This window comes from Streptomyces sp. NPDC054849, from assembly GCF_053610945.1.
In genome coordinates this window covers 1-14,457 of the sequence record NZ_JBSGZI010000089.1, presented here as the reverse complement: position 1 = coordinate 14,457, position 14,457 = coordinate 1, and the positions used below count along the sequence as shown (strand labels likewise).

The window sequence follows — 14,457 nt, the reverse complement described above, 5'->3', positions numbered from 1 at the left end:
GGAATCAGCCCGTACGGGCCCGAGCCCGGGGGCCGCCGGGCGCCGCGATGCGCTCGACATCCGTGGTGAGCGAGTCCAGCCAGATGAGAGCGGCGAAGAACCGAGGCGGCCCCACACCCGGCTCCGCACCCGCCGTCCCGCCCCCGTCGCCCGCGTCACCGCCCGCGCCCGACTCGGCGTCTCCGGCAGCCCGTCCGGTGGCGGGGCCGGCGGCAGGAGGTCCGGTCGACGGCAGGTCCGGCGGGGGTGGCGCGCCCGGCAGGTCCGGCGGGGATGGGGCCGCGCGGTCCGCCGCTGCCTGCATGCTGGTGGTCACCGTGACCGAGCGGTCGTGCAGCAGCGAGGCGTTCTCCGGGAGGAGGGGCGGGCCTCCGTAGGCGAGGAGGCGGCGCGAGCCCCACAGCACGTGATGGCCCGACATCATGGCCGCCTGCCAGTCCGGCGCGGCGTCGGCGGGCACCCGGGGCTCGCTCAGGTGCTGCGCGTACGCCGACTCCGCCAGTGTCAGCGCGTGCTGGAGCGGCCTGTCGTCGGGGGTGTTCCCCGGCCGGCCCGCCGCCACCGCGGCCGTGGTGCCCTCGACCGTCTCGGCCTCCCTCGTCAGCAGCAGGGCGACCGCCCGGCGCAATTCCTCCTGCGCCCCCCGCGGCCAGGCGAGCAGCCCGAACACGATGCCGATCAGGCTGCCGACGATCACGTCCAGGATCCTGATCTCGGCCAGCCGCCACGTCACGGGCGCGAGCTGTGCGAAGACGAACGACACGACGAGGGTGAACATGGCCTGGGCCCAGCCCACCCCCCGAACCGGCCCCACCCGGAAGGCGATCAGCATGACGAACGGCAGCGCGACGGCGTAGACGGTGGTGCGACCGCCGACCAGGGTCAGTACGGCCGCGGCCGTCAGGGCGCCGACGAGCGTGCCGGTGAGCGCCTGGCGTACGGTGGCCCGGGTCTGGGCGGCCGTGGTGCGGGTCAGGCTGAGGACGGCCAGCATCGCCCAGAAGCCGTGGGGCAGCGACTCGACGCCCGCGATCGTACGGGCGGCCGCGAGCGCGAGGCTGATCCGGACGGCGTTCTGGAAGTACACCGACCGGGGGCCGGCGTGGGCTGCCAGCCGGTGCCACCACAGGCGGGGCGCGAGGTGGCCGGCGTACCAGAAGCGGGCGGCGTCGGTCTCGGCCGGCACCCGCGCGCTCCGGCCCCGCACCGCCAGTTCGGCCGCCGTCGTGAAGGCGACCGTGGCGTCCGCCACCTCCAGGAGCGCCGCCCGTCGGCGGCCCCGCGCGGGGGTCGAGGACTCTTCCAGAGCCGCCGCGGCCGTGGCCCGCGCCCGTACCCGCCGCAGGGTCCCGGCCGCGTCGGTCGCGTCGTCCTCGCCGTCCAGCAGCGCGGCGGTCTCGGCGGCGGCCCGGCCGACCGCGATCAGCACCTCGGGCCCCTGCTCCGGCGGCAGCCCGCCCGGGGGCGGCGCGGGAAGCCTCGCCATGCGGTGGAGGAGGGTGCGCGCGGCCAGGCCCGCGTGGGCGAGGGCGCGGTCCCGCAACCCCGGCCCGGCGGGCCGGTCGGCCTCGTCGACCCGGGAGGGACGCAGCGCCTCACCGGCCGCCAGGGCCGCCTCCGTCGAGGCGGCGGACAGCGTGTACGGCGCACGGCGCAGCTCGGCGGCGCAGCGCGCGGCGGTGTCGGCCGCCTCGGCGGCCAGCCGCCGATAGGAGGGGCCGGGCTGCTCGGGCAGTACGAAGATCTCGGCGAGGACCAGCAGCGCGAGGCCGGACATCGCCCCGGCGAGCCGCTCGTCGAGTGTGTCCGGCGCATAGGGCGGGAAGCACGGCAGGATGTAGAGCAGTTGCAGCCCGGGAGCGGCGCCCGCCGCGCGGGGCCCGGCCGCGGCCACGAAGGCCAGGAGGAAGCCGATCAGCAGCATGCCGGCCACGGCGCTCCAGGTCCGTACCGCGAGGTAGGTGCCGAACACGATCAGCACGGCGGCCACGGGCGCCGTCCTGACCAGTACGGCCGCCCGCTGGCGCCCGGTGCCCGGGATATGGGAGAGGGCGGCCATGGACACCACCCCGAAGAGGGCGTACGTCGCCGCCACGGGCCGGTCCAGGCCGTACAGGCAGACGAAGAACGCGACACACGCCGCAAGGGTGGTGCGCAGGGCGCGCCGCGTCACGCTCGCCGGGCCGCGGCGGGCGCGTCCGTCACGTTCGGCACCCATGACTCCAGCATCGGACCGCCCGCCGGAAGCCACCACACGCCGGCTCGGGTGCCGGTCCGACGGGCGCCCCGACGCTCCCCCGCCCGCCCCGGCCGGACGGTGGTAGAACAGAACCGCGAAAGCGCACGGCGGACACGACCACTCCGCACCCGGCGAAGGGCGAGACCAGCGGCATGGACGAGGCGCGGGCCAGGGACGTACTGACGGGGGCGGGCCTCGCGCAGGGGGACGCGAGCCGGGCACCGGTCCTCCTCGCGCTTGGCGAGAACGCCGTCTTCGCCGTCGGTGACCTGGTGGTGAAGGTGGGCCGGGAGGCGTCGCTGCTGGAGCGGGCCGAACGGGAACTCGCGGTGGCCGCATGGTTCGCCGCGTCCGGGGTCCCGGCGGTCCGCCCGGCCGAGCCGGAGCCGCGGCTGGTGGACGGGCACCCGCTGACCCTCTGGCACCGGCTCCCGGACGCGGTGCGACCCGCCGGCCCTGCGGACCTGGCGGTGCTGCTGCGCGCCGTCCACGCCCTGCCCGAGCCGCCGTTCGTCCTCCCCGCGCGGGACCTGCTGGTGGGGGTCGAGCGCTGGCTGCGGCTGGCGGGGGACGCCGTCGACCCGGCCGACGCGGCGTACCTGCGGGCCCGCCGGGACGCCTACGCCGGTGAGGTGGCGGCCCTGACCCCGCACCTCCGGCCGGGCACCGTGCACGGCGACGCCCTCCCCCGCAACGTCCACGTGGGTCCGGACGGTCCGGCCCTGGTCGACCTGGAGACCGTGTCGGCCGACCTGCGCGAGCACGACCTGGTGGTGATGGCCCTCTCCCGTGACCGGTACGGCATGCCCGCCGAGGAGTACGGGGCGTTCGTGGCGGCGTACGGGTGGGACGTGCGCGACTGGGCGGGCTGCGCGGTCCTGCGCGGAGCCCGGGAGACGGCCAGCTGCGCCTGGGTCGCCCAGCACGCCCCCGCCAACCCCGGGGCACTGGCCGAGTTCCGCCGCCGCGTGGCCTCCCTCAGGGACGGCGACCGGAAAACGCAGTGGCGTTCGTTCTAGGATCCGGATACCAAGTGACCATGGAGTTTCCCGTCACCGTCCACCGGGCCCGGCTCGGCCCCCAGGAGTTCAGAGTCGTCCGCCCGGCCCGCCCGTTGGAGCACGCGGTGCTCCTGGACGACGGCTGGTTCCTCAACGCCTACGTCGACGAGGCGGCCGCGCGGCTCATGGCCGGGCTGTGGAAGCTGGCCGCCACCTCGCCGCGCTCACTGATCCATCTGCCGCTGCGTCGCGCCGGCGCCCCGGAAGCCGGGACCCGCCCGCTCGACCTCGTCCTGCTGCACCATTCGCTGCAGTTCGCGCCCTCGCGCTGGAAGCAGCTGCGGGGCAGGCTCGGGCCGGGGCTCCGCCAGAGCGTCTCCGTGCCCGCCTCGGATCCGGAGACCGACCACGCGGCCCTGCACCACGCGGAGAACCGCGACCTGTTCCACCAGCACCTCCACGCCGAGACGCTGTTCATGACGGGCAGCGCGAAGGTGTTCCGGGAGACCGCCGGGGCCTTCCGCGAAGTCGCCGACCGCGGCCCGCGACACGCCCTCGACGCTTCGCCCGACCGGCATTACTGCGCAACCCTGCGCTCGGGCGACGACGGGGCGCGCGAGATCCACATCGAGTACAGCCAGGCGTGGCAGGCGTAGCCTCGCGGCTCAGGCCGGGACCAGACCGCGCAGCGGCCAGGCCGTGTCGATCACCGCGTCCGGGGTGCCCTGCCGGCGCAGGTACGACTGGAAGTCCCGGGCCCAGCGCGCGTGCCAGGTGCCCTGCCGGGCGTGCAGGTCGGCCGGGGTCAGCGCCGCCACCTCCGGGTGGCGCTCGGCTATCGCCCGGGCCACCTGGACCGCGGCCAGCGCGTCCGCCCCCGCGTCGTGCGCGTCGTCGAGGGTGACCCCGTACACCCCGCAGACCGCTTCCAGGGTCCGCTTGCCCCGCCGGTAGCGGTCCACGGCCCGGTCGATGGTCAGCGGGTCCACCACCGGCCCGGTCTCCGCCCCGCCCAGCCGGTCGGCCAGCGACGGCAGCCCGTGCCGGGCCAGTTCGGCGGTGAGCAGGGTCAGGTCGAAGGCCGCGTTGTAGGCGACGACCACCGCGCCCGCCCGCCAGTGCCCGACCAGCGCCCGCGCGACCTCGTCCGCGACCTCCCGCACCGGGCGGCCCTCTGCGACCGCCCGCTCCGTGCTGATCCCGTGGATCGCCGAGGCGCCTTCCGGGATCGGTATCCCCGGGTCCGCGAGCCAGCCGCGCCGCTCGCGCACCGCTCCGTCCCGCACCTCGACCAAGGCCGCCGTCACGATCCGCGACTCCCCCGGCTCCGTGCCGGTCGTCTCCAGGTCGAACCCGATCAGCACACCGCCGTGCCAGTCCCCCATGCCGCGCCAGTCCTCCACCCCGTGCCCCTCCCCCGTACACCTTCGGTCAACGGCTTTCAGCCTGCCACGGGGCACTGACAAGCCGGACGACGCCCCCCTCGGGGGGCCTCACGGGCCTCACGGACCTCCTGGGCCTCGCTGCCCTCGCAGACCTCAGGGACCGCACGAGCCTCAGGAGCCGCACGAGCCTCACGGGCCGCACAGACATCGCAGAGCAGACCGCACGGACCTCACGACACCGGGCGGGAGTCCTCCCACATCGACTCGAACTCCTCCCGGTACGTCGTGAACAGCCCGTGGTCCGCGTCCTTCGGCACTCCGCGCCCGCCGCCCCGCAGCACCAGGACGGGGGACTCCATGCCCCGCGCGCGCCGCAGGTACGACTGGACCACGGCGATGCCCGAGTTCTGCCCCTCCACCAAGTAGGCGGTGAAGCGCGGGGTCTCGTCGAAGACGTGGATCTCGAAGCGGGAGGGATCCCGCAGCCCGGCCCGGACCCGGCGGACGTGCAGGATGTTCATCTCCACCGAGCGGCTCAGCTCGCCCTTGCGCAGACCCAGTTCGCGCTCGCGCCGCTTGACCGCGCTGCTCGCCGGGTTCAGGAACAGCAGCCGCACGCGGCAGCCGGCCTCCGTGAGCCGGACGAGTCTTCGGCCCGAGAAGTTCTGGACCAGCAGGTTGAGCCCTATGCCGATGGCGTCGAGCCGCCGCGCGCCGCCGAAGAGGTCCTCGGCCGGGAGCTGGCGCTGCAGTCGCACCCGGTCCGGGTGGACGGAGACGACGTCCGCGTACCGGTCGCCCACCAGGTCCTCGACGGCGTCGATCGGCAGCCGGTCGGCCGAGGGGCTTCCGGCGCCCCCGCCCAGCACCTCCAGCAGCCGCGCCGAGGCCCGCTCCGCCTGCTCCAGCACGGGCCGCGACAGCGCCCGGTTGCGGGAGACGACGTTGCGGGTGACCTCCAGCTCGTCCAGGGCCAGCTCGATCTCGCGCCGGTCGTCGAAGTACGGCTCGAAGCAGGGCCAGTGCTGGACCATCAGCTCCCGCAGCTGGGGCAGGGTCAGGAAGCTCAGCACGTTGTCGTCGGCCGAGTCGAGCAGGTAGCCCTTGCGCCGGCTGACCTCGCGCACGGCCACGGCCCGCTGCACCCACTCCTGCCCGGCGGGCCCGGCGGCGGCGACCACCCAGTCGTCCCCGCCGTGCACCGGCTCGTAGATCGGCCGCAGCACGGCCCCGACCACCGAGCGCAAGCGCTGTTCGATCAGGTTGAGCCAGATGTACGCCCGGCCGGCCCGCTGGGCCCGGGTACGGACCTCGCTCCAGGCCTCCGTACTCCAGTCCAGCTCGGCGCCGGCCCGTACGCTCCCGGCCGCCGCCGGTCCGCCCGCCAGGGAGACCGCACCGGCCGCGATTCCCGCCGGGGCCCCGCCGGGGACACCCCCTGGGGCGTCCGCCGGGCCACCCTCGTGACTGCTGTCACCAGGGGGCAGCTCCAGACCTCCCGAGCTCACCCGTGCACCGCCTTCTGCGTCTGGACGCCCGTCTCCAGTGATCACGGAAGGGTACTCCGCGCGCGCGGCCCGCTGCAGCCCGATGGCCCTTACACCGGCTGCCCGTTGACCCATTATCGGATGCACACACAGTCCGCTGACCCGCCTATCAGCTCTGCGGGTCACCCGGTAGGACCCCTCCCAAGTCCGCGCATGGAGCCCCTCTTTCGGGGAAGATCGGGCAGTGACGTGGTCCACGCCGGATCAGCCGGGACACCCACCGACAACGCGGGAAGAGTCGTTATCTATGCAGGTCTGGCCTGGACAGGCGTATCCGCTCGGCGCCACTTACGACGGCGCCGGCACCAACTTCGCGGTCTACTCCGAGGCCGCCCGACGCATCGAGCTGTGCCTCCTCCACGACGACGGTTCGGAGTCCGCCGTGGAACTGCGCGAGACGGACGCCTTCGTCCGTCACGCGTACCTGCCCGGGGTGATGCCGGGCCAGCGCTACGGCTTCCGTGTCCACGGCCCCTACGAGCCCGAGCGCGGGCTGCGCTGCAACGCGGCGAAGCTGCTGCTGGACCCGTACGCGCGGGCGATCAGCGGCAGCGTCGCCTGGGGCGAACAGGTGTACGGCTACCACTTCGGCCGGCCCGATTCGCGCAACGACCTGGACTCCGCCCCGCACACCATGAGCTCGGTCGTGGTGAATCCGTACTTCGACTGGGCCAACGACCGGCCGCCGCGCCACGAGTACCACCACACCGTGCTGTACGAGGCCCACGTCAAGGGTCTGACCATGCGCCATCCGGACCTTCCCGAGGAGCTGCGCGGCACGTACGGGGCGCTCGCGCACCCGGCGGTCATCGGCCACCTCGCCAAGCTCGGGGTGACGGCGCTGGAGCTGATGCCGGTGCACCAGTTCGTCAACGACCACCGGCTGGTCAACGACGGGCTGAGCAACTACTGGGGCTACAACACCATCGGCTTCTTCGCCCCGCACAACGGCTACGCCTCGGGCGACCGCGGCCAGCAGGTGCTGGAGTTCAAGTCGGCGGTCCGGGCCCTGCACGAGGCCGGCATCGAGGTGATCCTGGACGTGGTCTACAACCACACCGCGGAGGGGAACCACCTGGGCCCGACGCTGTCCTTCCGCGGCCTGGACAACGCCTCGTACTACCGGCTGGCGGACGATCCCCGCCACTACATGGACACCACCGGCACCGGGAACTCGCTCCTGATGCGCTCCCCGCACGTACTCCAGCTGATCATGGACTCGCTGCGCTACTGGGTCACCGAGATGCACGTGGACGGCTTCCGCTTCGACCTGGCCGCGACGCTGGCCCGCCAGTTCCACGAGGTGGACCGGCTGTCGTCGTTCTTCGACCTGGTCCAGCAGGATCCGGTGGTCAGCCAGGTGAAGCTGATCGCCGAGCCGTGGGACCTGGGCGAGGGCGGCTACCAGGTGGGCAACTTCCCGCCGCTGTGGACCGAGTGGAACGGCAAGTACCGCGACACCGTACGGGACCTCTGGCGCGGGCAGCCGCGCACGCTCGCCGAGTTCGCCGGGCGGCTGACCGGCTCCTCGGACCTCTACCAGGACGACGGGCGGCGGCCGCTGGCGTCCATCAACTTCACCACCTGCCACGACGGTTTCACCCTGCACGACCTGGTCTCGTACGACGAGAAGCACAACGAGGCCAACCGGGAGGGCAACCGGGACGGCGAGGCCCACAACCGGTCCTGGAACTGCGGGGTGGAGGGGCCGACCGAGGACCCGGAGGTCCTGCAGCTGCGCGAGCGCCAAATGCGCAACTTCACGGCCACCCTGATGCTGTCGCAGGGGGTGCCGATGCTGAGCCACGGCGACGAGTTCGGCCGTACCCAGGGCGGCAACAACAACGCCTACTGCCAGGACAACGAGCTGTCGTGGGTGAGCTGGCCGGAGCCCGGCAAACCGCCGCCGTCCCTGCTGGAGTTCACCCGGCGGATGGTGTGGCTGCGCCGCGACCACCCGGTCTTCCGGCGGCGCCGGTTCTTCCACGGCCGGCCGGTGGAGGGCACCCACGACGAGCTCTCCGACATCGCGTGGTTCACCCCGCACGGGGAGGAGATGAGGGCGCGCGACTGGCAGGCGCAGCACGCGCGGGCGCTGACCGTCTTCCTCAACGGGGAGGCGATCTCCGAGCCGGGCACCCGCGGGGAGCGGATCGTCGACGACTCGTTCCTGCTGATGTTCAACGCGGGTGCGGAGCCGCAGGACTTCACGATTCCGGCGGGGCACGGCGCGCAGTGGCGGCTGGTGGTCGACACGGCGCGGGCGGATGTGCTGCCACCCGGCACCGGGCCGCAGTATGCGGCCGGGGACCGGGTGGCGCTGACGGGGCGGTGCCTGGTGGTCCTTCAGCGCCCGGCGTAGGCGGCGCCGCTCCCCCCTGCCGGCGGCGAGGTGGTCCGGCGAACCGGGACGCAGGCCCCGGCGGTGTGCGTACGGGCAGCGGGCACCCGGGTGACGAGGGCGAGGGCGAGGCAGAGCGCGGCCGCCCCGACGGCCACGGCGAAGGCCCCGGTGGGGCCGTACCGCTCGGCGAGGCGGCCGCAGAGGACCAGGGCCGTGGCCTGTCCGGCCACCAGGCAGCTGGCGGCGAAGGCCATCGACGCGGAGAGCCGGGCCGGCTCCACGGCCCGTTCCGTCAGCGCGAAGGCGGTGATCAGGTGGGGTGCGTAGGCGGCCCCGAGCACGGTGACGACGGCGTACAGCGGCCACAGGCCGTCGGTGAACAGCAGCGGCACCGAGAGCACCAGGGCCGCTCCGGTCGCCACGCGCCAGCGCAGCCGCAGTCCGAAGCGGGCGGGCAGCGCGCCGAGCGAGAGGCCCACGGCGGCGCTGACGACGCCCATCGCGGAGTAGACGACGGCGGCCTGGTCCGGGACGCCGAGGCGCAGGGTCAGCGCGGTGATGCCCGCCTGGCAGGCACCGAACATGGCTCCCTGGAGGGCGAGGGAGCCGCGCACGGCGTACACCACGCCGGGCGGCCGGACGCGGCTTTCCGTGCCCCGGTCCGGCGCGGGTGCCCCGGCCGTGACGGCGGCGGTCGGGTGCAGCGCGTAGACGGTGCCGAAGACGGCGACGAGTCCGGCGGCGCCGGCGAGGGCGAAGGCAGGGTGCGCGAGGAGCGCGGCGAGCCCGACCAGAGCGGGGCCGAAGACGAAGGAGACCTCGTCGAGGGTGCCTTCGAGCGCGTGGACGGCGCCCACGACGCTCTCGTCCGACTTGGCGCGGTGGGCCAGGGCGACGGAGCGGGTACGGGCGAGCGGCCCGATCAGCGGTACGGAGGCGCCGGTGAGGGCGCCGATCGCGGCGAGCGGGAGGGTCGCGAGGTGGGTGAGCGCGCCGGCGACCAGTGCGGTGGTGGCCACGGCGTTCACGGCGGCGGCGGCCAGCACGACGGGCCGCTGTCCGTGCCGGTCGGCGAGCAGGCCGAGGACGGGTCCGAAGAGGACCTGGCCGAGGGAGAGGGCGCCGCCGACCAGGCCGGCGGTGGCGAGCGATCCGCTGGTGTGGGCGACCAGCAGGAAGCTGCCGAACTGGGACATCGCGACGGGCAGGCGGGCGAGGAATGAGACGAGCGGAAGTAGGGGCCCGGTCAGGGCTATGACGTGTCGATAGGTGTTGACGGTTCCAACCACTTGATCAACACTAACCCGGTGCAGTCACTCGGATGCATTGGGTCATGGCACGGAATCCCGCAGGCTGGGTACGTACGTTCTCATGAGCCAGCCGCGCGCGACCATCGAATCGGAATCTAGTGTTCCGGCATCCGTCACCCCGGCGTCGACCTACCGCCTCCAGATGCGTCCGGAGTTCCCCTTCGCGGCGGCCGAGGCAGCCGTGCCGTACATCGCCTCGCTCGGCGTGTCACACCTGCACCTCTCCCCCGTGCTGGAGGCGGTGCCCGGTTCGGCGCACGGCTACGACGTCACCGACCATTCCCGCGTGCGGGACGAGCTCGGCGGCGAGCCGGGCCTGCGCGCCCTGGCCCGGACCGCCCGGGCGCACGGGCTCGGCCTGGTCCTCGACATCGTGCCCAACCACATGGCGGTGCCGACGCCGCTGCGCCTGAACAGGCCGCTCTGGGAGGTGCTGCGGGACGGGCCCGCCTCCCCGTACGCCCGCTGGTTCGACATCGACTGGGAGGCGGGCGGCGGGCAGGTGCTGCTGCCGGTGCTCGCCGGGCCGGTGGACTCCTGCGACCTGCGGGCCGACGGCGGGGTGCTGCGCTACGGGGAGCAGGAGTTCCCGCTGCGGGAGGGGACGGCGGGACTGGCGCTGCCCGAGCTGCTCGCCGCGCAGTGGTACCGGCCGGCCTGGTGGCGCGAGGCCCGGACCGACCTCAACTACCGGAGATTCTTCACGATTTCGGATTTGATCGGGGTCCGGGTGGAGGACCCGGAGGTGTTCGCCGCCACCCATGCGAAGGTGCTGGAGCTGGTCCGGGACGGAGTCGCCCAGGGGCTGCGGATCGACCACGTGGACGGCCTGGCGGACCCGCGGGAGTACCTGGGACGGCTGCGTGCGGCGGCGGGGGACGGCTGCTGGGTGGTGGTCGAGAAGATCCTGGCCCGCCATGAGCGGCTGCCCGCCGCCTGGCCGGTGGCGGGGACCACCGGGTACGACGCGCTGCACCGGGTGGACGGGGTGTTCACCGACCCGGCCGGGGCCGCGGAGCTGGCGGCCCGCTACGGGCGGTCCACCGGCCTGCCGCAGTGGCCGGAGGCCGCCCGGACCTGCGCGCGGGAGGTGCTGACCGGGGACCTGGCGGCCGAGCTGGGGGCGCTGGAGCGGCAGGCGGGGCCGGAGCTGTCCGAGGCCGTACGGGAGTTGCTGATCGCCTTTCCCGTCTACCGGCCGTATCCCGGCGACCCGGAGCTGCCGCCGCAGGCGCTGGAGCAGGCGGCCGCGGTGGCCGGTCAGGGCGCGGTGGCCCGTGTACGGGAGCTGCTTCTGGGGGATCCGGCCTTCGCCGCCCGCTTCGCCCAGACCTCGGCGGCCCTGCGCGCCAAGTCCCTGGAGGACCGGGCCTTCTACCGGTACGCGCCGCTGCTGTCGGCCACCGAGGTCGGCGGGGAGCCGGGGGATCCGGCGGTGTCGGCCGAGGAGTTCCACGCGTACTGCGCGGCCCTGGCCCGGGACTGGCCTGCGGCCGGGACCGTGCTGTCCACGCACGACACCAAGCGCAGTGCGGACGTCCGGGCCCGGATCTCGACGCTCTCGCAGGCCCCGGAGCTGATGGGCGGCCCCGCGGGCCCCGACCCCCACCTGGCCTGGATGGCCCGCCAGACCGCGCTGGGCCTGGGCCCGGTCCCCGAGGCCGTGCCCCGGCTGTCCGACGCCCTGATCAAGGCGGTCCGCGAGGCCGCCCTGCGCACCAGCTGGACCGACCAGGACGAGGACTACGAGGCGAGCGTCGCCGGGTACGTCCCGGCGCCCCTGGACCTGCCGGCGGAGCTGGCGGAGGCGGCCCGCTCCAACCTGCTCGGCATGGCCCTGCTGCACCTGGCGATGCCGGGGGTCCCGGAGGTCTACCAGGGCACGGAGACGGAGTACCGGGCCCTGGTGGACCCCGACAACCGGCGTCCGGCCCACTTCCCGCGCGCAGCGCTGGCCCGCCTGGACGCGGGGGCCTCACCGGACGGCCCGGCCGAGGAGAAGCTGGCCCTCACGGCCGCGCTGCTGCGGCTGCGCCGGGACCGGCCGGAACTCTTCCACGGCTACGCGCCGCTGTCGGCCCACGGCCCGGCGGCGGACCATCTGGTGGCGTTCACCCGGGGCCCCGGCCTGCTGGTGGCGGCCACCCGGCTGTCCCACCGGCTCGCCGCGTCGGGCGGCTGGCGCGGCACCCGCCTGCACCTGCCCCCGGGGACGTGGACCCCCGCACTGCCGTCGCACCCACGGCCGGCGCACCCCCGCGGCTCGCACCCGCACCCGTCACACCCACCGCACTCGCACTCGCACCCGCACCCGCACCCGCACCCGCACCCCCGACCTTCGCACAGCGGTGCGACGGAGGTGGCCGCCCTGCTGGACGGGCACCCCGTGGGCGTCTGGCTCCGCCGGTGATCCTGCGGGGCGTGAGCCTTCGTCACCCCGGGCGGGACACGGCCCGCGCCGGCGACAGCCCGGGCTCAAAGATCCAGCCCCACCGGCGTTCAGGGCTCGGGAGTCCGGGGGCAGGGCCCCCGGACGCGGCTTTGGCCAGGGGATTCCCCCGCGATCCGGGGAACTGCGGGGCCCGCGCAGCAGTAGGCGGCGGGCCCGGCGGGCATGGCATTCCTTGTGACTCTCCTCCGTGACATGTGCTACCCCACCCCGCGGGAACTCGGGCTGGCCGCCCACGCGCTGGCGGACGAACACCCCGGCGAGGTCCGGCTCCGCCAGGCCGGCACCTCCCGGGGCGGGCAGCCGCTCTGGGTCCTGTCCGTCGCCGCGTTCGCCGCGGCCGCCGCGCCGCGCGGGGCCGGCCGCACCGTCCTCGTCGTGGCCGGGGCGCACGCCAACGAGCCCGTCGGCGGCGCCACCGCCCTCTCGCTCGCCCGGCGGCTCCTCCACGACCCGGCGCCGCGGGCCGGCTGCGACTGGCACTTCCTGCTCTGCGCCGACCCGGACGGCGCGGACCTGCACCGTACGCCCCACCCTTACTCACTCCTGGACTACCACCGGAGCTTCTTCCGGCCGCCCGGCCCCGAACAGCCCGAGTGGGCGCCGTCTTTACTGCCCCCGGACCGGCTGCCGCCCGAAACCCTGACCCTGACCGCGCTCATCGACGAACTGCGGCCCGTCCTGCAGGTCTCCCTGCACGCCACCGATCTCGGCGGCTCCTGGGTCCAGCTCACCCGGGACATACCGGGCCTCGCCGAGCCGTTCGCCAAATCGGCCGCCGAACTGCGCATCCCGGTGGAGAACGGGGCCTCGGACGCCGCCGGCTGGCCCTCACCGGGGCCGGGGATCTTCGTGATCCCGCAGCCGGGGAGCGAGGCCGCCGGCGCCTTCCACCCGGAGGACACCCGGCTCAGCACCTGGTACCACGCCCACCGGTACGCCGGCACCACCGCGATCGTCGAAGTCCCCATGTGGGCCTCCGACCTGGTGGACGATCCCGCACCGCACCCCGACCCGCGCGGCGCCCTGCGGATGCTGGCCCGGCGGCTCACCGCGGACGCCGCGCTCGTCGCCGGGGTGCGGGAGGTGATCCGGCCGGGTCCGGTCCCGTACGAGGACCCGGCCGCGGCGCCGCTGCTGCGCGCGGTGGACTGGACGCTCGCCCTGATCCCCCGCATCACCGTCGAGTGGTCCGGCGCCGAGGCTCCCGCGGAGGCCACGGCGGCGCACGTCGCCAGCATCGACGCCTTCGGGCGGCGGCTGTCGCTGCGCGCCGCCGCGATGCTGCTGCGGGTCCTGCGGGCCCAGCATCATCCGGCGGCGCCCGGGCTGGACCGGCTGGTCACCGGGTGGTGCGAGGACTTCGCGGCCCGTTTCGGAGCCCGCTGGGTCCCGGTGGCCACCCAGGTGGAACACCAGTCCCGGACCGTACTGGCCGCCTACGAACGCCTCGTGGCGGCCGACCGGTCGTCCTGAGCGTCAGGAGGAGGCGGGCTTCGCGGCGGGCTCCACGGGGAGGGCGTACCGGCGCTTGGAAGACCCGGTGGCCCCGAGCCGGTCGTAGAAGCGGATCGCACCCTCGTTCCAGTCGGGGGTCTGCCACTGGACGTGGTCGAGGCCGAGCTCGCGGGCCAGGCCCGCCACGCCGTCCATCAGGGCGGCGCCGAGGCCGTGACCGCGGGCCTCCTGCGCCAGGTAGAGGCAGTCCAGGTGCAGGTGGTCCCGGGCGTCCCAGAAGGAGAACTCGGCCGAGCAGGCGGCGTATCCGGCGACCCCGCCGTCCGGTGTCCCGGCGAGCAGCACCCACAGCCGGGCCCCCTCGGCGAACAGCTGCGGGCCGAGCCGGGCGGCGAGGTCCGGCGGGCGCGGCGCCGACTTCTCGTAGGCGATGTGCTCGTGCATGAGCTCGACCAGGCGGGGCAGGTCGCCGACGCGGGCGCGGCGGATGACAGAGGTCTGTTCCATGCCCGCCATCCTGCGCGGTGGCTGCTCGCGGCCGACCGGCGGGTCCCCGGGCTCCGCTCCGCACAGATCCCGGGTTCCCGGGGGCCGTCGGGAGTGTCGTCAAGGTGGCGACGAGACGACCAAGGCCGTCTCTTTCGGATCTTGTCGGCCGAGCCCGCGGCGTCCGGTGCCGTGCCCGGCAAGGCGGAGGGGCGCCCGTGTACTGGACGTACTCGGG

Annotated in this window: 10 protein-coding genes; 5 read left to right on the top strand and 5 right to left on the bottom strand. The window is 74.7% G+C overall.

From position 1 onward, the window contains the following. Positions 1–4: 4 nt before the first annotated feature. Positions 5–2,218, bottom strand: a complete 2,214-nt coding sequence (locus ACWGIF_RS29410) for an FUSC family protein (protein WP_453501995.1) — start codon at positions 2,216–2,218, stop codon at positions 5–7. Between the two features lie 173 nt (positions 2,219–2,391). Here ACWGIF_RS29410 and ACWGIF_RS29405 point away from each other — a divergent pair, with 173 nt between their 5' ends. Both ACWGIF_RS29405 and ACWGIF_RS29400 read left to right on the top strand, forming a co-directional pair. Further along, on the top strand, positions 2,392–3,258 hold the full coding sequence (locus tag ACWGIF_RS29405) for a phosphotransferase enzyme family protein (protein WP_453501993.1): 867 nt from the start codon (positions 2,392–2,394) through the stop codon (positions 3,256–3,258). 20 nt (positions 3,259–3,278) lie between these two features. After that, positions 3,279–3,896 carry a hypothetical protein gene (locus ACWGIF_RS29400; protein ID WP_453501992.1) on the top strand — a complete coding sequence of 206 codons (618 nt, stop codon included), beginning with the start codon at positions 3,279–3,281 and terminating at the stop codon, positions 3,894–3,896. Positions 3,897–3,905: 9 nt separating this feature from the next. Here the strand turns inward: ACWGIF_RS29400 and ACWGIF_RS29395 are convergent, their stop codons facing one another. Next, on the bottom strand, positions 3,906–4,625 hold the full coding sequence (locus tag ACWGIF_RS29395; protein ID WP_453502012.1) for an exonuclease domain-containing protein: 720 nt from the start codon (positions 4,623–4,625) through the stop codon (positions 3,906–3,908). A gap of 230 nt (positions 4,626–4,855) precedes the next feature. Then, on the bottom strand, positions 4,856–6,133 hold the full coding sequence (locus ACWGIF_RS29390) for an SAV2148 family HEPN domain-containing protein (RefSeq protein ID WP_453501991.1): 1,278 nt from the start codon (positions 6,131–6,133) through the stop codon (positions 4,856–4,858). Between the two features lie 286 nt (positions 6,134–6,419). Between ACWGIF_RS29390 and glgX the strand changes: the two genes are divergently transcribed. Then, complete coding sequence (gene glgX, locus ACWGIF_RS29385; RefSeq protein ID WP_453501989.1) at positions 6,420–8,534, top strand: glycogen debranching protein GlgX; 2,115 nt, start codon at positions 6,420–6,422, stop codon at positions 8,532–8,534. Here the strand turns inward: glgX and ACWGIF_RS29380 are convergent. Then, positions 8,519–9,805 carry an MFS transporter gene (locus tag ACWGIF_RS29380; protein WP_453501988.1) on the bottom strand — a complete coding sequence of 429 codons (1,287 nt, stop codon included), beginning with the start codon at positions 9,803–9,805 and terminating at the stop codon, positions 8,519–8,521. The two genes, glgX and ACWGIF_RS29380, sit on opposite strands and share 16 nt — an antisense overlap. A gap of 82 nt (positions 9,806–9,887) precedes the next feature. Here ACWGIF_RS29380 and treY point away from each other — a divergent pair, with 82 nt between their 5' ends. Further along, positions 9,888–12,236, top strand: a complete 2,349-nt coding sequence (gene treY, locus ACWGIF_RS29375; RefSeq protein ID WP_453501987.1) for a malto-oligosyltrehalose synthase — start codon at positions 9,888–9,890, stop codon at positions 12,234–12,236. A 234-nt stretch (positions 12,237–12,470) separates the two neighbouring features. Next, positions 12,471–13,751 carry a M14 family zinc carboxypeptidase gene (locus tag ACWGIF_RS29370; RefSeq protein WP_453501985.1) on the top strand — a complete coding sequence of 427 codons (1,281 nt, stop codon included), beginning with the start codon at positions 12,471–12,473 and terminating at the stop codon, positions 13,749–13,751. Positions 13,752–13,754: 3 nt separating this feature from the next. On the opposite strand, the gene ACWGIF_RS29365 is transcribed toward ACWGIF_RS29370, so the two are convergent. Then, positions 13,755–14,240, bottom strand: coding sequence for an N-acetyltransferase family protein (locus ACWGIF_RS29365; RefSeq protein ID WP_453501984.1), 486 nt, complete (start codon positions 14,238–14,240; stop codon positions 13,755–13,757). Positions 14,241–14,457: the final 217 nt, after the last annotated feature.

What these genes read in the sequence shown, in the direction of transcription:
- treY (WP_453501987.1), top strand. Translation starts at nt 9,888, where the DNA reads ATGAGCCAGCCGCGCGCGACCATCGAATCGGAATCTAGTGTTCCGGCA.
- ACWGIF_RS29395 (WP_453502012.1), bottom strand. Translation starts at nt 4,625, where the DNA reads ATGGGGGACTGGCACGGCGGTGTGCTGATCGGGTTCGACCTGGAGACG.
- ACWGIF_RS29400 (WP_453501992.1), top strand. Translation starts at nt 3,279, where the DNA reads ATGGAGTTTCCCGTCACCGTCCACCGGGCCCGGCTCGGCCCCCAGGAG.
- ACWGIF_RS29405 (WP_453501993.1), top strand. Translation starts at nt 2,392, where the DNA reads ATGGACGAGGCGCGGGCCAGGGACGTACTGACGGGGGCGGGCCTCGCG.
- ACWGIF_RS29410 (WP_453501995.1), bottom strand. Translation starts at nt 2,218, where the DNA reads ATGGGTGCCGAACGTGACGGACGCGCCCGCCGCGGCCCGGCGAGCGTG.
- ACWGIF_RS29370 (WP_453501985.1), top strand. Translation starts at nt 12,471, where the DNA reads ATGTGCTACCCCACCCCGCGGGAACTCGGGCTGGCCGCCCACGCGCTG.
- ACWGIF_RS29365 (WP_453501984.1), bottom strand. Translation starts at nt 14,240, where the DNA reads ATGGAACAGACCTCTGTCATCCGCCGCGCCCGCGTCGGCGACCTGCCC.
- glgX (WP_453501989.1), top strand. Translation starts at nt 6,420, where the DNA reads ATGCAGGTCTGGCCTGGACAGGCGTATCCGCTCGGCGCCACTTACGAC.